This window comes from Pseudomonas sp. RIT411 (assembly GCF_003057735.2).
Taxonomy (GTDB): domain Bacteria; phylum Pseudomonadota; class Gammaproteobacteria; order Pseudomonadales; family Pseudomonadaceae; genus Chryseomonas; species Chryseomonas oryzihabitans.
The window spans coordinates 58207-75909 of the sequence record NZ_QBIZ02000001.1 but is presented as its reverse complement, the minus strand read 5'-3'; the positions used below and the strand labels follow the sequence as shown (position 1 = coordinate 75909).

Genomic DNA, 17703 nt, shown 5'->3' with positions numbered 1-17703 from the left:
AAGGTCAGGCCCGCTGCCTGAAGGCCGTCTCGGAGCGGTCAGCGCTCAGGCCATGACATGACATTTATCTCGAGGGTCCGATCTCCGCGGTGATGCATCCCGAGTAGCCCTTGTCGGAGAGTGGTTGCTCTTGGCCCGGCGAACCCATGCGCGCTGGACACTTGCTGTCGAGGCGTGGTCTTAGCAAGGTGTGATGAGCCGCCGCGGTGGTCCGACCTTCCTGCGGGCTGCCGTTCCTAGATGACCTGATGAACAACGACGAGGAACCTCCTGATGCCCCTTCCGCTACGCCTGTACGAACTGACCGGTGCCGACGACTTCTGCCGCTTCAGCCCCTATTGCTGGCGCATAAGGCTGGCGCTGGCGCATAAGGGGCTGCCGGTCGAGACCATTGCCTGGCGCTTTCACGAGAAGGAGGCCATCGCGGCTTCCGGGCAGGGCAAGGTACCGGTGCTGGTGGATGGCGAGCAGTGGGTGAGCGACAGCTGGGCCATCGCCGAGTACCTGGATCGCCAATACCCCGAGCGGCCCTCGCTACTGGGCGATGCTTCGCTCAAGGCCACGACGCGCTTCATCAACCAATGGGTCGCGGACAGTGTGCATCCGGCGCTGGCGCGGGTGATCCTGCCCGACGTCCATGCCGTGCTGGATGAAGCCGACCGAGACTATTTCAAGCGGACCCGCGAAGCGGCGTTTGGCGTCTCGCTGGAGGCCCTGGCTGGACAGCGCGAGGCCTCGTTGCAAGCCTTCCGCGAAGTCCTGAAGCCCCTGCGTAGCACCCTTGCCCTGCAGGATTACCTGGCAGGTGAAGCCCCGGCCTATGCCGATCACATCGTCTTTGGCGCCTTTCAGTGGGCGCGGATCGTCAGCACCCAACCCTTGCTGGCCCAGGACGACCCCATTACGGCCTGGTGTGGGCGGATGCTCGACGCCTACAACGGACTGGCGCGGCAGACACCCGCGGCAGCCGAGCGCTAGCGAATCGGGCCGGCGGATCGCTGCTGGCTAGCCAGCAGCGACGTCATGCCCTCAGGGCTCAGTGACTGTACCCGGTCGGCTTGTTGCGGATGGTCTTGAGCAGGTCTTCCGGGCTGATGCTGGCGAGCGCCTTGCCCGCGGCCTGGCTGCCCGGCAGCGGCAGGTCGAGGATGTGGCCCTTCATCTTGCCCACCACGTGCATCTCGCAGGGCTTGCAGTCGAATTTCAGGGTCAGCACCTCGTCGCCGTGGACCAGTTGCATCGGCGCGACCTTGGTGCGCACGCCGGTGACGCCCTTGGCCTGCTTGGGACAGAGGTTGAAGGAGAAGCGCAGGCAGTGCTTGGTGATCATCACCGGCACCTCGCCAGGCTCTTCATGGGCCTCGTAGGCCGCGTCGATCAGTTGTACGCCATGGCGATGATAGAAGTCGCGGGCCTTCTGGTTGTAGACGTTGTAGAGAAACGACAGGTGCGACTCGGGATACACCGGCGGGGGACAGCTCTCGGCCTTGCGGCTGCCGCGCGGGTGGGCGGCGACGCGGGCAGCGGTCAGCTGCTCGATGGCCTCGCGGCGCAGCGCCTTCAGTTGCGAATTGGGCACGAAGAAGGCCTGGGGTGCATCCAGGGTCACATCCAGGGCGTGGTATTCGGTGGTGCCCAGCTGGGTTAGCAGATCGCGCAGGCCATCCAGCGCCTGCTCCGGCTTGTTGGCGGCACCGAAGGGACCGTCCAGGGCAACCGAAACACTGACGCCTTCCTCACTGGTGACGGTCAGCTGTAGCCGCTGCTCGCGCAGCTCGGCCTGCCAGTGCACGCCGATGCGGCGCTCGGCGCTGGTCTTGAGCAGGGCCTGCTGCCAGTTGTGGTCCAGGTTGCGCGACAGCGGATGATTCGGGCGCAGGCGGAACAGCCCCTCGGGCATCTCGTTGGGTTCGACGCGATAGCGATAGCGCTTCTGGCCGTCCTCCTCGAATTCGCCCTTGAGCTCGGCGACGTTGGCGCGAAAGCCCACCACCTCTCGCTTGACCAGCACATTCAGGCCGTCGCCGTTGGACAGCGGCTCCTCGGTCACGGCAATGAAGTCGCGCTTGCCGACCTTTTCCACCTGACCCACTGGCAGACCGGTAAAGGTCGGCGAGTCGAAGGCGCCGATGTCCACCTTGCGGTCGGTGACGAAATAGTCGGTGCTGCCGCGATGGAAGGTCTTGTCCGGATCGGGCACGAAGAAGTGCGCCGTGCGACCGCTGGAGGCGCGCGCCAGGTCGGTGCGGTCTTCCAGGATCTCGTCGAGCAGCTGGCGGTAGTAGGCGGTGATGTTCTTCACGTAGCCCATGTCCTTGTAGCGGCCCTCGATCTTGAAGGAGCGCACGCCGGCCTCGACCAGGGCGCGCAGGTTGGCGCTCTGGTTGTTGTCCTTCATCGACAGCAGGTGCTTCTCGAAGGCCACCACCCGACCCTGGTCATCCTTCAGGGTGTAGGGCAGGCGACAGGCCTGGGAGCAATCGCCGCGGTTGGCGCTGCGACCGGTCTGGGCATGGGAGATGTTGCACTGGCCGGAGAAGGCCACGCAAAGGGCGCCATGGATGAAGAATTCGATGGCCGCGTCGGTCTCGGCGGCGATGGCCGAGATCTCCTGCAGATTCAGCTCGCGCGCCAGCACCAGCTGGGAGAAGCCGGCCTGGTCGAGAAACTTGGCCCGCGCCAGGGTGCGGATGTCGGTCTGGGTGCTGGCGTGCAACTCGATCGGCGGGATGTCCAGTTCCAGCACGCCCAGGTCCTGCACGATCAGCGCATCCACGCCGGCGTCGTACAGCTGGTGGATCAGCTTACGCGCCGGCTCCAGCTCGTCGTCATGCAGGATGGTGTTGATCGTGGTGAACACCCGCGCATGGTAGCGGCGGGCGAATTTCACCAGCTCGGCGATCTCGCTGACCTCGTTGCAGGCATTGTGCCGCGCACCAAAGCTCGGCCCGCCGATGTAGATGGCATCGGCCCCATGCAGGATGGCCTCCCGGGCGATACCGACATCGCGGGCAGGGCTGAGCAATTCCAGATGGTGCTTGGGCAGGGACATGGCGGTTCTTCTCGATCAGGCGTGGCACGGCAAGGCGCGCATTGTAGCGGGCGAGGGGGAGGAGGGCCCGCCCGGGGTGCTGGGTGGTTGGGCCAGTGCATCAACCGGGGGGGGGAGTCACAGACCCGCCGGCTGACCGACAGTCATCCGTGTTTCCGACCCTTATTCCTGCCCGGGGAGTGCAGTGATCGCGACCCGCAAGCCGGCTGCCAAGGGCTCAAGCATCGCTATCCCGCCGACTGGGGCGCTGCTCATTCCTAAGAGGAATGAATGCCTGTGCCTCTTTATCGCTTTTTTCCATTAATGGGCCGTCGTAAAACCTCCGTCACCTTTAATAAACATAAAAATCGGAGGACTCATGACCGAATCCCTGGCTTCAAAGCCGGCACCGGCAGTGGCGGAACGGGCAGCGCTACAGACGCGGTCCAGGACCCGCTATCGCTGGGTGGTACTGGCGGTCATCGTGGTCGTATACATGCTCGCTGCAGCCGATCGGGCCAATATCGGGATCGCCTTGCCCTATATCCAGAAGGAGTTCGGCGCGACCAATGCCGAGGTGGGGCTGCTGGTCAGTGCCTTCTTCCTGTTCTACTCGCTCGGTCAGATACCGGCGGGCTTTCTGCTGAGTAAGGTCAGCGTGCGCGTGGTCGCCCCCGCGGCGATTGGCCTGACGTCGCTCGTGACGCTGCTGATCGGCACCTCCCACAGCATCGGTATGCTCAAGATCTATCGCTCGGCGCTGGGCGTCGCAGAAGCCGCCTTGCCCCTGTCGATGTTGAGCACCATCAACCGCTGGTTTCCGCCGCGGGAAAAGGGCACGGCTACCGGCGCCTTCCTGTCCGCCGCCAAGATGGGCGCGGTGATAGCACCGCCATTGGGGGCAGCGCTGATTCTGCTCGATGGCTGGCGCACCATGTTCATCGCCTTCGCCCTGCCAGGCGTGCTGCTCGCCTTGCTGTGGTGGTGGCTCGTCCCCAATGATCCGAGAGCCTGCAAGCAGGTGAGTGACGCCGAAGCCGAACACATCGAAGACCAGACGACCGCGCACAGCGAGTCGGTCCGTAAGCACCGGGATTTCGGCAGGCTCGACCGCGCGCTGCGCTATGAGCGCACCCCCCTCCTGGATACGTCCCGCTCCGTGTTCAGGTCCTGGAACATCTGGGGCTGTGGATTGGGCTACCTGCTGATGACGGGAGTGGTGAACGTGCTCCTGGCCTGGCTCCCCAAGTACCTGGGCGAGGTAAAGCACTTCGAACTGATGCAGGTCGGCTTCGTGGCGTCCTTGCCCTTTGTTGGCGGGGTGCTTGGCAATATCGTCGGCGGCTGGCTGTCGGATCGAATCCTGGACCGCCGTCGCAAACCGACCATGATGATCAGCGCGGTAGCGACCTGCGTGATGATGGTCGCTCTGGTTTACGCACCCAACGGGCTGCTCGCGGTCAGCCTGTTGCTGTTTGGTACCGGCTTTCTGCTCAATATCGGCTACTCGTCGTTCTCGGTCTATTCGATGGGACTGACGACCAGAACGACCTATCCGGTGGCTGCATCCGTGGTCAACAGCGCGGGCCAGGCGGGGGGCGCCATGGCGCCGCTGATCACCGGCTTCCTGCTGGATAGCTACAGCTGGACGGCGGTGTTCATCTTCCTCGGCGTCTGCTCCCTGGCCGCCCTGGCGTTCGTGCTGACCATTTCCGAACCGGCTACCGCGCCGGTCGAGGCCTCTGCTGGCTAGGGGGCGGAACCTTGGTCCAGGATCACGGCCGTCTGCTGCGCTGTCGCTCTGGTAGCCGCAGGGCGGTCTGGCGATAGCGGGCTAACGCTGCAACTGTTTCGTGAAGTCGCAGAGTTGCGTCGCCAGCGTGGCGATCTCGGCGACGAAGGTCGAGGGCCGATCATTGCGGTACATCGCCATGTAGGGAACCGGTGGCAGCTCGGGATCGGTCTCGACGATGACGAGTTTGCCTTCGTCCACCAGCGGGCGGAAACATTCGCGTGGCAGGTAGGTGACGCCCAGGCCCGCCGAAGCAAGACCGAGCATGGCGGTGAGGCTGTCGGAGGAGAGGATCCTGGGCAGCTCTATTCCGCGTGCATGCAGCCAGCGATTTACGAACAGGCCCGATCCTGACTTCTTGCCCTGCATCAGCATGGGATACTTGGCCAGCTCGGCCAGGCCCACCACGCCTGAACTCCGGACCAGTCCCGGCGCGGCCATCCAGGCATTCTCCACGGTGGCGAGGGGTACGCTGGTGACCTCGGGCGCCGTGAAGGTGTCCGGTATCACGATGAGGTCGACCAGGTCGTCCATCAGCCGCTCGTGCAGATTGCGACTCATGTCGACTTCCGGCTCCACCGTAAGCCCGGGGAAGTCGGCGACCAGGCGCGTGACCAGGCGCGGTAGCCAGGTCCAGGCGGTAAGTTCGGTAACGCCCAGTCGCAGACGGCGGGTGGTGACGTGCTTGCCGTCCTTGAGCGAGGTGATGCGCTCGTTCAGATCGAGCATCTCGCGCGCAATGACCAGCAGCTCCTCGCCCTCGGCGGTGAAGCGGGCACCCCGCTGCGAGCGATCGAACAGCTGCAGGCCGGTGGAGGACTCCAGCTCCTGCACCCGTTTCGAGATGGCTGACTGGGTGGTGTTGAGATGCTCGGCGGCCCTTTCGAAGGTACCCAGACGTTCGATCCAGTGCAGCGCCAGCAACTGGCGTAGCGTGACCATTGGCATTCCTCCAGGGCATGAATGGCCATACCTTAATATCGCTTTTTCTATTTGGCCACGGGCCTATCCTCGACGTTATCCAACAAGAGGAGCCCTTATGAACGTCAACGCTTCCAGTCCGACCTCGCTGGTCGAAGCCTTCGCCCGTACCTCCACCTCGATCATCAGCGACTGTCTCGACCGGCTTCCAGGCGCTCCGCTGCGGCCCTTCCATCGGATCGAAGGCACCATGGCCGGCCTTGCGCTCACCGTCAAAGTACCCGCCGGCGACAACCGGGCGATCCACCAGGCGCTGGAGCTCCTCGTCCCTGGCCAGGTGCTGGTGGTCGATGGCGGTGGCGACCTGAGTCGCGCCCTGATGGGCGACATCATGGCGGCTATCGCGGAAAAACGCGGTGCCGCGGGCGTCGTTGTCGATGGGGCGATTCGCGACCTGGCGACGATCAGCAAGGGCAGCTTCCCCATCTTCGCTCGCGGGGGCTATCACCGTGGCCCCTACAAGAACGGTCCGGGGGAGATCAACGTGCCGGTGAGCATTGGCGACATGATCGTTTCACCAGGAGACCTCGTCGTGGGTGACCATGATGGCATCGTCGCCTTTCCCCTGGCCCAGGCGGCGGAGCTGCTCGACCGTTGCCTGGCGACCGAGCGCAAGGAAGCGGAAATGCTCGCCCAGATTGCCGCGGGAACCTACCGGGGCGCCTACGCGGCCCACTGATTACGGAACAAGCAAATGAAACTAGCGATTATCGGCGCAGGCGAAGTGGGCCTTACCTACGCGCACCCCTGGGCGGCAGCAGGCCACGAAATCCTCTTGTGTGACCTCAAGCCTTCACCCAGGGCCCAGGCCTTCGCGAAAGAGCATGACGTGGCTCTCGTCACCTCGATGGAGGATGGGGTAGCCGATTGCGATGTCGTTGTCTCCTGCGTATTCGGCACTGTCTCGCTGCCAGTCGCCGAGCAGGCGCTCGCCCTTATGCGGACGGGTGCGCTGTTTATCGACATGACCACCGCGGATCCGGAGCAGATCAGACGAGCCGCGGCCATCGCGGCCGAGCGCTCCATTCCCTATGTGGACGTGGCCATCCTGGGGGCCATCGCCTTGACGCACGCGAAAACCAATCTGCTGGCCGCCGGTATCGGCCTGGAGCGTGCGGTCGTCCTCTTTGCCGAAGCCGGGGCACCGCTCAAGCCCGTCGAGGGCGGCGCCGCGGGCGATGCAGCCGCCCTGAAGATCTTACGCAGCGTGTTCACCAAGGGACTGGAAGCCTTGACCATCGAGTGCTTCATGGCGGCCGAGAAGCAGGGTGTCACGGAAAAGCTTCATGACGCCCTGAGCGATATCGACCAGGCCTCATTAAGAGACTTTCTCGGCGCCCTCATTAGGACGCATGTCGTGCATGCCCCGCGCCGTCTCAAGGAAGTGGAAGAGGCCGAACGCCAACTGCGGGCCGCCGAGCTACCGGTGGCGGTGCTGCCTGGGGTGAGGGAGGTATTCGCTCGGACATCCGCGCAGCTGGCACACGCGCCTATCGACACGGCATCGCCGAGTCTTGGCCAGGCCTTCGATTGGCTGTTCAAGGCCAATGGCGTGATGAGGTAGCGGGGCACTCGATGTGACGCCGAGCGAATGTCACCGCTCGGCGATCTCGTTAACCGGGATCAAAGCGCCTCTGGCGCTGAGGCGGCATCCGGCACCCCTGGCTGCCCCAGCAACTCCTCCAGAATGCTCAGCCTGAACTGCCGCTGCAGGGTCACCGCATAGAAGCGTTCGGCGATCTGGGGCACCTCGGCGTAGAGCTGCAGGGCGCCGCTGCGCAGTTCGTCCTGGACCACCACGGCGGGCAGCAGGGCCATGTCGCCGGAGTCGCGGGCGAGCAGGCGCAGCAAGGCCATGTCGTCGACCTCGGCGCAGATGCGGGGCGTCAGCCCCTGGCCGCTGCAATAGACGTCGAACTGGCTGCGCACGTCGCTGCTGCGACCGGGCACGATCAGGCGGGCCTGTTGCAGGTCGCGGTGGAGATCGAAGGGGCGACTGTCCTGGCGCGGCGGGCCGATCAGGCACACCGGCTGGCGATGCAGCAGGCGGCATTGCCAGGTGCGCTGGCTGTCGGCGCTCACCGCCTGGTTGGTCAGCACCACGTCCAGCTTGTGCAGCGCCAGGCGCTCCAGCAGTTCGTCCACGCTGCCGGATTCGAGGGTCAGCACCAGGTCTTCACGACCGAGGAAGGGGCGCAGCAGGTTTTCCTGGAAGTTGCGCGAAAGGGTCGCCACGGAGCCGATGCGCAGCGTCTGGTTGGCTTCCTGGGTGTTCTGCAGGGTGTCCTGCAACTCGCTGCCCAGGGCGAAGATGGTCTCGGCGTAGTCCAGCACCAACTGCCCGGCTTCGGTCAGCCGCAGGCTGCGTCCGGAGCGGATGAACAGGGGGTGGCCGAGCTGATCCTCCAGGACGCGGATCTGGGTGGAGAGGGCGGACTGGGAGACATGCAGCGCCTCGGCGGCGCGGGTGAGATTGCCTTCCTTGGCCACGGCCCAGAAGTAGTGCAGGTGATGAAAATTGAGCCGGCGCATGCTTCGTTCTTCAAAAGTGAACGTTAGGTTCTGATCAATCTATTTTAAATAATTCGTACACATCCTGAAACTGTCGGTATCTGGTGTTCATGGAGTGTGCACGATGTCTAGCCCGCCGTTTTCCCTGGCTCCCTTGTTGCCCTGGGTCTATGCCCTGGCGCTGTTGCCCGCAGCCGTCCTCGCTTCACCCAGCCGACTCTGGCTACCCGCACGGGTCGTGGGTTATCTGGGCGTCTTCCTGGTGCTGGCGGCCTGGCTGCAGGCGCTCCACGACACCCGGCACCCCGACCGCCTGGGTCTGGCGATGGCCGGACTGGTTAGCCTGCTGGCGCTGGTGATCATCGAGTATTCCCGACGCTATCTGGAGGGGGAGGCCGGGCAGCGGCGCTATGTGCTCGCGCTGCTGGGCACCCTGGCGGCGGTGGCCACAGTGGTCACCAGCGGCAACCTCGTGCTGGTGGCAGGTGCCTGGATCCTGTCCAGTCTGTGCCTGCATCTATTGCTGACCTTCTACCGCGAACGCCCCCAGGCGGTCGTCGCAGCCCACAAGAAATTCCTCGCCAGCCGCCTGGCCGATGTCAGTCTGCTGCTGGCGACCCTGCTGCTGGTACAGGCCGGCGGGAGCAGCCAGATTTCGCTGATCCTCGCCGCCGTGACCGCCCAGGTGCAGGCGGGTGGTTCGCTCGGTTGGGAGTGGCAGGGCGCGGCGCTGCTGCTGGCGCTGACGGTGATCCTCAAGTCGGCGCAGTTGCCGGTGCATGGCTGGCTGATCCAGGTGATGGAGGCCCCCACGCCGGTCTCGGCCCTGCTGCATGCCGGGGTGGTCAACCTGGGCGGCTTCGTGCTGCTGCGCTTCGCCCCGCTGTTTTCCGCCGCGGTGCCGGCGCAGAGCCTGCTGGTGCTGGTCGGCGGCCCGACCGCGGTCCTGGCCGCGCTGGTGATGATGACCCGGATCAGCATCAAGGTCCGCCTGGCCTGGTCGACCTGCGCGCAGATGGGCCTGATGCTGCTGGAATGCGGGCTGGGCCTGTACGAACTGGCGCTGGTGCACCTGCTGGCCCACTCGCTCTACAAGGCCCATGCCTTCCTCGCCGCCGGCGAGACGGTGGCCCACGCCCGCCAGCATGCCCTGCAGCCGCCGGCACTCGCGCTCGAACTGGGCGCCCTGCTGCGGGCGCTACTGGTGGCCGCGCTGGCGCTGCTCCTGTTGCAAGGCCTCTGGCACTGGCTGCTGCCCAGCCATGAGCTGCCCCTGGTGGCTCTGACGCTATTGGCAATCGGCCTGGCGCCCTGGTGCCTGCGCCGCGACCAACCCGCCCATGGCCTGCTCATGTTCGGCCTGCTACTCGGCGCTTACCTGCTGTGGCACCAAGCGGCCGGTTGGCTGCTCGACCAGCACCTCGCCACGGCGCCGCTGCCGCTGACCGTGGTGGCGATGGTCATGCTGGTCGGACTTTACCTGGTGCAGGGCCTGCTGCTGGCCCGACCGCACGGCGCCCTGGCGCAACGGCTCTACCCCCTGGCTTTTGCCGGCTTCTACCTGGACGAGCACTTCACCCGCCTGACCTTTCGCCTTTGGCCGGCGCGTGCGCCCCAGCCGCTGAACGCAACCCTTGGAGACCGCGCATGACCGTCCTCGAAACACTTCCCAGCCTTGAGCACCAGGCCCTGCATGAGGCCGCCCGCCAGGCCTGTGCGCGCATCGCGCCTACCTGGCCGCTGGATCGCATGATCGCTGTGAACCCGCTGTGGGAGCGGCGCGACCAGGCCTGGCAGGCCGTGGCCGCGCAACTCTGGCAACGGGCCGGCAGCCGCCTGACCCTGGAAGCGGCCGACTATCGCCAGGCCTGGCGGGAGGGGCGTATCGCCGAGCGTCATCTACAGCAGGCGCTGGCCGAGCAGGGGCTGTCCTGTAAGTCAGCACGACTGCTGGAGACGCTGGACGCCCCTGCCGAGGCCGGCCAGGGGCTACCGCTGCTGGAAGATCTGGCCGAGCCAGGGATCCCGCTCCCAGGCTGGCCGGCGCTGATCACTCACCAGATCGGCCAGAGTTGCGCGGCCTGGTTCGATCACGAACAGGCGGATTGGCGTCCGTCAGACGGTGACGGGCTCTATCAGACCTGGCGCGCCAGCCTGATGGTTGATCGGGGTTTGAGCGTACTCAGCGGTTGTCGCGAGCTGCACAGGCGGATCGCCGAATTGCCGGCACTACCCGAGGCGGCCCTGGAGGCGGCAGTCGACCGTCTGGGGCTGCCGGCACGAGACTGGGCCGCCTGGTTCGACTGCCTGCTGCTGCGCAACCTGGGCTGGGCCTCCTGGTGCGCCTATCGGCGCTGGCAGGCCCGGCTGCAGGGAGAGGACGACCGCACGCTGCTGGAGTTGCTGGCCATTCGCGCGGCCTGGGAGTGGCTGGTGGATGATCGGCGGCGCGATGCCGACAGTCGTTGGCAGTGCTGGCGGGCGGCTTGGGAGGAGGGCTTGCAGCGGATGCCTTCGGCCAATTGGCAGGCCCTGCAGCTGTGGCAGCGCGCCGACGAGCTGGCCTGGCAGGAGCACCTGCAGCAGGCGTTGTGCCACAGCGTACCGGCAGCCTTGCCCCCGGCGCCGCTGGCCAAGCTGTTCTTCTGTATCGACGTCCGCTCCGAGCCCCTCAGGCGCGCCCTGGAGCAGACCTGCCCGGCCCTGGAGACCGGCGGTTTCGCCGGCTTCTTCGGGCTACCCATCGCCTTTACCCCGTTGGGTACCGGTGCCACGCGCCCGCAATTGCCGGGCCTGCTCGCGCCGCAACTGCAGGTCAGCGAGGGCAGTGGCGATGCCATACGGGATCGGCAATTGGCACAGGTGCGTCAAGGTCGTCTGGTGCGGCTGGGTCGCTGGCGGCTGTTCGAGCGGCTGCCGGCCTCGACCTTCACCCTGGTGGAAAGCGTCGGGCTGGGCTATGCCGGGGCGCTGTTGGGACGGACCTATGGCCTGGCCGGTGGCGCGTCTTCGCCCGAACTCAGCGCCTGGCGCCGCCATGAGCGGCAACAGCTGCAACCACAGCTACCGGAGATGTCACAGCTGCAGCGGGTCGACTTGGCCGAGCGTATCCTCAAGGCCATGGGCCTGAACGGGCCGTTGCCGCCCCTGCTGGTGCTACTCGGCCATGGCAGTCAGAGCGCCAACAACCCTCAGGCGGCGGGTCTGGATTGCGGCGCCTGCTGTGGTCAGAGCGGCGAGATCAATGCGCGGCTGCTGGCCGGCCTGCTCAACGATGCCCAGGTGCGCGCCGGGCTGCGGGTGCGCGGACTCGACCTGCCGCCGCACTGCCAGGTACTGGCCGGGCTGCACAACACCACGACGGATGAGGTGCAGGTCTTCGGGTGCGAGTCGCTTCCGGCAGAGCTCCAGCCCAGCTGGCAGCGCCTGCGGCTGGCACTGGACAGCGCCAGCGCCGAGGTGCGGCGGCAGCGGGCGGGCAAAATGGGCCTGGCGCCGCTGCCGGCGCAGCCGGAAAGATTGCTCGGCCAGCTGCGCCGGCGGGCCCGTGACTGGGCGCAGACCCGGCCGGAATGGGGCCTCGCCGGCAATGCCGCCTTCATCGCCGCACCGCGGGCGCGCACCCGCGCGGTGGACCTGGAGGGCCGCGCCTTCCTGCACGACTACGACTGGCGGCAGGACCAGGAGGGCAAGGTGCTGGAGCTGATCATGACGGCGCCCATGGTGGTGGCGCACTGGATCAACCTGCAGTATTTCACCTCGACCACCGACAACCTGCGCTTCGGCAGCGGCAACAAGTTGCTGCACAACGTGGTGGGCGGCCATATCGGCGTGTTCGAAGGCAACGGCGGCGACCTGCGCACCGGTCTGGCGCGGCAGTCGCTGCACGACGGCCAGCAATGGATGCACCGGCCGCTACGCCTGCACGTGGTGATCGAGGCTCCGCGCGCCATGATCGATCAGGTGATCGCCAACCACGCCGTCGTGCACGATCTGGTGCGCAACGGCTGGCTGCACCTGCTGCGTCTGTATGGCCTGCCGGCTTGCTTGGAGGTACGCACGGCCGGCGGGTGGCAGCCGTTGCCCAGGGGCTGACGCTTGCCGGCGCCAGGCTGCCTGCTGCTGCAGACGGCCTGGTATGGCACGGCTGGCATCCCTGACCCAGAGATCGAGGCCGGGTGCTAAGGGGTCAGCAGTTGCTGCCTCAGCAGCGGAAGGATCACGTCGCGGGTCAGGGGCGCCAGCGGCAGATCGCCGGGTTCGTCCACTGCGACCCATACCGCCTCTTCGATCTCGGCGGCAGGCACCGCCTGGTCCCCCGCGCGCAGGGCGACCTGATACAGCGCGCAATCGACCCTGAACCCGGGTTCGTTGGCGGCGGGCGCCTGGTGATTGCCGAGAAAGGTCGCAGCCTCCGCGGTGATGACCAGGCCGAGTTCTTCCCGCAGTTCGCGGATTAGGGCTTCCAAGGGTTGCTCCCCCGGATCCACCTTGCCGCCCGGTTGCATGAAGGCGGTGGTACCGCCCTTGCGTACCAGCAGCACCTGCTGACGTTCGTTCAGGAGGATGGCAGCGGCGATGTGGAGGGTAGGGGTCAAGGCAGGCGTCCCGGTAAGCGTGGGCGGATCACCCTGCAGTGAACCGATCGAAAAGGCAATCGTCGGCGCTCCTGGCTACGCCTGGTCATGAGGGCGCGTGACGGCCGTCGAAGATCTATTTCAGCGATCGCTGTGTAGCGCATAGCCATTGAACCCTGCCGCGAACAGCAGGGCGCCCCAGAGGAATAGGTCCGTCTGCAGGAATTCGCGCCTTATCGAAGCGAACCTGATGCCACGTTGCAGTGAAAGGGAGGGATCGATCAGCCACCCCAGAAGGACGATAGCCAGGCCCAATATCATGGCGATCGCGCCGATGCTCTTCAGGACGTGCCTCACCTCGGTAACCCTCTGCGCGAAAACGGCATTCAGCGAATCATCGCCGGGGGTCAAGGGTATCGATCGATAAAGGGCCGCGTGTAAAACTTCCTGAACGCTTGTAAACAAGTGTTAAAGCGCGACCTCAGGCACCAGGGCAGAGTCACCTGGCAGCGACCGGCGTCACCCGAGGTGACACCTGCGCATCTGGCGGCTCAGCCCGATCGTGCTGCCAGATGCGCAGGTACCCAGGGACCGCGGAGCGGGATGTGTGGATAGGCGTCGTCGAGGATGCGCAGCTCGGCGTCCTTGGGCGTGTTGTCGCCTTCCCCCTGAATGCTGACGATATCCTGGGGACAGGACGAGAAGGCGACGAAGCAATCCATTTCCGCGCGAAGGGTGATGAAGTCGCCTGGGCGGGTCACTGTGGGCAGGGTGGCCAGGTGGATGTTGTCCGGCTGTACCCGGATGTTCATGAAGATATTGAAGGAAGCGAGGCTGCGCCGGGGCGGCGTGACGCCCAGTTCCAGCATGCCCTCGACCAGGTTGTCGGTGCAGTTCCTGTGGTAGTGGGTGCAACCGAGCAACTCGTAGCGCCGGCGGTCGCAGGCCGCCATGAAGGTATCGTGGACCCCCGGGGAGGTGTCTTCGACCACGGTCAGGATCGGGTGGCGCTCGCTGGTGACGAAGCTGTCGCCGACCACGGGATTGAGGTGCTGGGTATAGACCCGAGTGGCCTCCATGCACATGTATTCGTTGAGGTCATAGGCGTTCCAGGCCCAGCAGTCGACGACCTGGGTACCGTGGGTATTGATGACCTGCACGCTTTGGCCGGTGCGTAGCCGGATGGCCTTACCGTGACCGGCGGGTATGACGATGGAAGCGGCGGGAGAGGGCATGGATGAACCTCGTGGATGACTAGGGGATACGATGGCGGGTAAGGCGGCGCTCCCAGGCGCCGGCGGCCGCGTCGATGGCGAGCGTGACCAGCCAGTAGCTCAAGGCGACCGCCAGATAGATTTCCAGGGGGGCGTAGCTTTCCGAAATGGCCTGCTTGGCCGCGTACATGAATTCCTCGACCGATACCACCGACAGCAATGCCGAATCCTTCAGCAGGCCGATGAACAGGCCCGTCGCCGGTGGCAGGGCCACGGGTAGCGCCTGGGCCAGGGCGACATGGCGAAAGCTCTGCCAGCGCGACATGCCCAGGGCGCTGCAGGCCTCGAATTGCCCGGGAGGAATGGCCGCGAAGGCGGCGCGCAGCACCTGGGCCAGATAGGGACCGTAGTACAGGGTCAGGGCCGTCACCCCCACGAGGGGCGAGGACAGGGTGAGGCCGTACTCCGGCAGGATGAAGAAGAGCACATAGATCAGCACCAGCAGCGGCAGGCCCAGGATGAGGTCGGTGTAGCCGCGCGCCAGCGTCTGCAGCAGTGGATTGCGGCTGCGCAGCCGGATCCAGGCTAGCAGGGCGGCCAAGAGCAGGGCGGGCAGCGCCGTGACCAGGGAGAGCTGCAGGGTGTAGACCAGTCCGGCGAGCAACGACGGGGCGTAGGTCAGGATGATGCCCAAATCCATCAGGGGTTCCTCGCGGTGGCGAAACGCCCTTCCAGGCGCCGCGCGAGCAGCAGGATCGGCCAGCACACCAGCAGGTAGCCGGCGACGACCGGTAGCATCACCGGACCGGCCTCGTAGGTGCGGGCGATGATCAACTGTCCGGCATAGGTCAGCTCGGTCACGGCGATCACGGACGCCAGGGGCGTGGTCTTGACGATCAGCGTGAATTCATTGACCAGCGCTGGCAGGCTGCTCCGCAGCGCCTGGGGTGCCAGGACGTGGCGCCAGCACTGCAGGCGGGAGAGTCCCAAAGCGAGGGACGCCTCGGTCTGGCCGCTGGCCAGGTTGCGATAGCTTCCCCGCAGGATTTCCGCGGTATAGGCGGCGCTGTTCAGGCCGAGCGCGAGCACCGCGGCCAGCAGCGGCTTGCCGCCCAGGCCGAGCAGCGGCAGCGAAAAGAACACCAGGAACAGCTGAACGATGGAGGGCGTTCCGCGCATCAGACTGATGTACAGGCGTCCCAGTCGGCTGGGCAGCCAGGCCTGGCGCTGGCGCAGCCACCAGACGATGTGGCCGACGCTGAAGCTGAGCAGCGCTGCGGCCAGCGTCAGCTCCAGCGTGACCAGCAATCCGGGACCCAGCTCCGGCAGGATCTTGAGCATCTGTTCCAGCACGGGTTACTCCGGGAAGTCGCTCAGGCTTTCCGCGACCGAAAGTGCCACGGCGCCGACCTGATCGTTGCCGGGAATGCCGGTGCAGCAGGTTGAGACGACGAAGAGCATGTCCTGCACCACGCGACAGATGATCCGGTCGCCCGCTTTCGTCCGGTTCGGCTGGGGATGCAGGCTGCCATCGCGTTCCAGCACGACATGCATGAACAGGTTGATGGGATCCGGAAGCTTGGGCGGTTGTCGACCCAGGCGTGCGAGTTCGGCCTGTACCGCCTCGACGCAGCCGGGTTGCGCATAGCCTTGGCTGCGTAGGAAGGCGCTGGTGGAGGCGGGCAGCAGCAGGTCGTGGGTGCCCAGGCTGTCCTTGCCCAGGACCATCACCGGGCGCCGCCGGTTGTTCACCAGCCGCATGCCCGAGCTTAGAACATAGGAGTTACTGAATACCCGGGTGTGGTGGACCGAGAGATGCACCATGGGATCCTCCTCGCTGAAGCCGAACAGGCTGGCCACCGTGCCGGCGTCAAGGGCTTCGATCCGCAGCAACTGACCTCGCTTCACAGCGATCGAACCGGCACTTCCGGCAGGGACGTCGACCCGCTGCAAGGGCAGCGGCGCGCGCTCGGCGAGGTGTTCTTTCATCAACAGCATGGGGCGGTCCTCAGGCGGGGGTGGGAGCGGTGTCGGCAATGCGGATATCAATGGGCGTCACGTGCAGGCCATTGCCCGGAATGATGTCCTGCGGACAGGAGGACACGGCGCAGACCAGGTCCTTGAGCGCCCGGAACACCACGTGATCGCCCGCCCTGCTCCTGGGGTCGGTGACCTGCATGCGGCCGTCCGCGGTCACCGGTCCGTTCTGGAACAGGTTGAAGGGCTCCGGCACGTTGACCGCCAGCAGGCCGTAGCCGGCCAGACCTTCGTGCAGGTTGTCCAGGCAGTTGCGGTGGCCGTCCACGCCGAAATCCACGCTGAAGCGGGTCGGATCGCAAGCCGGCACGTTGGCATCGTGGACGCCGATGGTGTCGGCGATCACCTCCAGCAGCGGCTCGTCGGCCGTGGAGTAGAGGCAGTCGCCGACCGTGAAGAACAACGAATTGAGGCGACGGCGGGTGTGTACCGGGGACAGTTGTTCCTCGAGCTGGCCCAGCACGACGGCGACGAAGTCCGCCGCCTGCTGCCCGTCGGTGTCGATGATGGTGAGGTACTGGCCGGCACGAACCTCGAAAGTCCGGCCGTGCCCGGCCGGGACGTGCACGTGATGGGTTGGGCAAGGCATGGGAAGACTCACTGGCGGGGGATGAAGTCGGTGGTGGGCAGGTCGAAGCTGACCCCGAGGTAGCGCTGTTGCAGCGTTTTCAGTTCGCCGGATTGCTCGAGGGCGATGATTTCATCGCTGATCACCTTGTTCAGGCGCTCGTCGTCCTTGCGGGTGGCCCAGCTGATCCATTGGCTGTCGCCCAGTTCGCCGACCTGCTTGACCTTGCCGGGCAGTTGCTTGGTCAGACCGCCCAGCACGGTGAGATCGTCGAAGACGAAATCGGCGCGGCGGGTCATGAGCGCGGCCAGGGTTTGGTCGACGCTGTCGACACTGATGATCTTGATCGGCGGGCGCTGCTGAGCCTTCAGCTGGGCATTGAACTGCTTGAGCAACTGCTCGGGCGCAGTGGTAGCCTTGACCGCAGCGGTCAGGCCGGAGAGGGCTTCGACGGTGAGCGGGGAGGCCGTCACCCGGGTTTCGTCGGCACGCACCAGGACCGCGTTGACGCTCTTGCCGAAGGGCACGGTGAAGAGCACCTTGGCGGCGCGCTCGGCGGTGACGTTGAGCGAGGAGCCTTCGGCGTCGACGGAGCCGGCGATCAGTGCCGGAATGATCCCGCTGAAGGCCATCTTCTGGTACTCGAGTGCGACGCCCAGCCGGGCGGCCACCCGCTGCATGATTTCCGGTGTGTAGCCGACGATGGTGCCGCTGGCGTCGGTGTACTCGTAGGGCGCGAAGGTGGGATCTATGGCCACGACCAGCTTGCCCCTGGCTTTCACGTCATCGAGGGTATCGGCGCTGGCGGCGCCCAGAAGGCCGAGCCCGAGGGCCAGGGCGGAAAGCGTCAGCGCACAGCGGTAAGGGAGAGAAGTCATGAGAGCGCCTTGGTCGGGTGGGGTGACCCAAGCGTCATCGCAGAAAGCATGCCACGTCAGCCGAGCGGCGGAGCGACTGCCGCAACCTGTTGAAGAAACTAATGTTTCTTATAA

The 17703-nt window shown here is 65.8% G+C and carries 17 protein-coding genes; 6 read left to right on the top strand and 11 right to left on the bottom strand.

The features are described 5' to 3' along the window. Nucleotides 1-273 precede the first annotated feature (273 nt). Complete coding sequence (locus DBY63_RS00355) at nt 274-978, top strand: glutathione S-transferase family protein (protein WP_074582955.1); 705 nt, start codon at nt 274-276, stop codon at nt 976-978. 58 nt (nt 979-1036) lie between these two features. Here the strand turns inward: DBY63_RS00355 and DBY63_RS00350 are convergent, their stop codons facing one another. Next, a complete protein-coding gene (locus DBY63_RS00350; RefSeq protein ID WP_108581004.1) occupies nt 1037-3052 on the bottom strand; it encodes a U32 family peptidase in 2016 nt (671 codons plus the stop codon). Between the two features lie 358 nt (nt 3053-3410). On the opposite strand from DBY63_RS00350, the gene DBY63_RS00345 reads away from it, so the two are divergent. Continuing rightward, entirely contained in the window at nt 3411-4784 is a 1374-nt protein-coding gene (locus DBY63_RS00345; protein ID WP_108581003.1) for an MFS transporter, read from the top strand. A gap of 81 nt (nt 4785-4865) precedes the next feature. Here DBY63_RS00345 and DBY63_RS00340 read toward each other — a convergent pair whose 3' ends face one another. Beyond that, nucleotides 4866-5765: a LysR family transcriptional regulator gene (locus tag DBY63_RS00340; protein WP_027602003.1), complete on the bottom strand. Its 900-nt coding sequence runs from the start codon at nt 5763-5765 to the stop codon at nt 4866-4868. Nucleotides 5766-5862: 97 nt separating this feature from the next. Between DBY63_RS00340 and DBY63_RS00335 the strand changes: the two genes are divergently transcribed. Both DBY63_RS00335 and DBY63_RS00330 read left to right on the top strand, forming a co-directional pair. Continuing rightward, complete coding sequence (locus DBY63_RS00335) at nt 5863-6483, top strand: RraA family protein (protein WP_027599711.1); 621 nt, start codon at nt 5863-5865, stop codon at nt 6481-6483. A 15-nt stretch (nt 6484-6498) separates the two neighbouring features. Continuing rightward, nucleotides 6499-7368: an NAD(P)-binding domain-containing protein gene (locus tag DBY63_RS00330; protein ID WP_108581002.1), complete on the top strand. Its 870-nt coding sequence runs from the start codon at nt 6499-6501 to the stop codon at nt 7366-7368. Between the two features lie 59 nt (nt 7369-7427). Here DBY63_RS00330 and DBY63_RS00325 read toward each other — a convergent pair whose 3' ends face one another. Next, nucleotides 7428-8336, bottom strand: coding sequence for a LysR family transcriptional regulator (locus DBY63_RS00325; RefSeq protein ID WP_108581001.1), 909 nt, complete (start codon nt 8334-8336; stop codon nt 7428-7430). Nucleotides 8337-8439: 103 nt separating this feature from the next. Here DBY63_RS00325 and DBY63_RS00320 point away from each other — a divergent pair, with 103 nt between their 5' ends. Together DBY63_RS00320 and DBY63_RS00315 are read left to right on the top strand one after the other, a co-directional pair. Continuing rightward, the gene (locus tag DBY63_RS00320) at nt 8440-9966 is read left to right on the top strand and encodes an NADH-quinone oxidoreductase subunit L (protein ID WP_108581000.1); all 1527 of its coding nucleotides are present in this window, start codon (nt 8440-8442) and stop codon (nt 9964-9966) included. Further along, complete coding sequence (locus DBY63_RS00315; protein ID WP_108580999.1) at nt 9963-12410, top strand: DUF2309 domain-containing protein; 2448 nt, start codon at nt 9963-9965, stop codon at nt 12408-12410. The genes DBY63_RS00320 and DBY63_RS00315 overlap by 4 nt, the downstream gene beginning before the upstream one ends. 86 nt (nt 12411-12496) lie before the next feature. Here DBY63_RS00315 and DBY63_RS00310 read toward each other — a convergent pair whose 3' ends face one another. The 8 genes from DBY63_RS00310 to DBY63_RS00275 form a co-directional block, all read right to left on the bottom strand. After that, on the bottom strand, nt 12497-12913 hold the full coding sequence (locus DBY63_RS00310; protein WP_108580998.1) for an NUDIX domain-containing protein: 417 nt from the start codon (nt 12911-12913) through the stop codon (nt 12497-12499). Between the two features lie 120 nt (nt 12914-13033). Then, a complete protein-coding gene (locus DBY63_RS00305) occupies nt 13034-13303 on the bottom strand; it encodes a hypothetical protein (protein ID WP_223855445.1) in 270 nt (89 codons plus the stop codon). A gap of 140 nt (nt 13304-13443) precedes the next feature. Further along, on the bottom strand, nt 13444-14127 hold the full coding sequence (locus DBY63_RS00300; protein ID WP_108580997.1) for an urea carboxylase-associated family protein: 684 nt from the start codon (nt 14125-14127) through the stop codon (nt 13444-13446). A gap of 19 nt (nt 14128-14146) precedes the next feature. Beyond that, the gene (locus tag DBY63_RS00295) at nt 14147-14806 is read right to left on the bottom strand and encodes an amino acid ABC transporter permease (RefSeq protein ID WP_074582922.1); all 660 of its coding nucleotides are present in this window, start codon (nt 14804-14806) and stop codon (nt 14147-14149) included. After that, on the bottom strand, nt 14806-15459 hold the full coding sequence (locus DBY63_RS00290; protein ID WP_218125371.1) for an amino acid ABC transporter permease: 654 nt from the start codon (nt 15457-15459) through the stop codon (nt 14806-14808). The genes DBY63_RS00295 and DBY63_RS00290 overlap by 1 nt, the downstream gene beginning before the upstream one ends. 3 nt (nt 15460-15462) lie before the next feature. After that, nucleotides 15463-16104, bottom strand: a complete 642-nt coding sequence (locus DBY63_RS00285) for an urea carboxylase-associated family protein (protein WP_108580996.1) — start codon at nt 16102-16104, stop codon at nt 15463-15465. Between the two features lie 10 nt (nt 16105-16114). Then, nucleotides 16115-16732, bottom strand: a complete 618-nt coding sequence (locus tag DBY63_RS00280) for an urea carboxylase-associated family protein (protein ID WP_108580995.1) — start codon at nt 16730-16732, stop codon at nt 16115-16117. 8 nt (nt 16733-16740) lie between these two features. Then, entirely contained in the window at nt 16741-17589 is an 849-nt protein-coding gene (locus DBY63_RS00275) for a transporter substrate-binding domain-containing protein (RefSeq protein WP_108580994.1), read from the bottom strand. Nucleotides 17590-17703 lie beyond the last annotated feature (114 nt).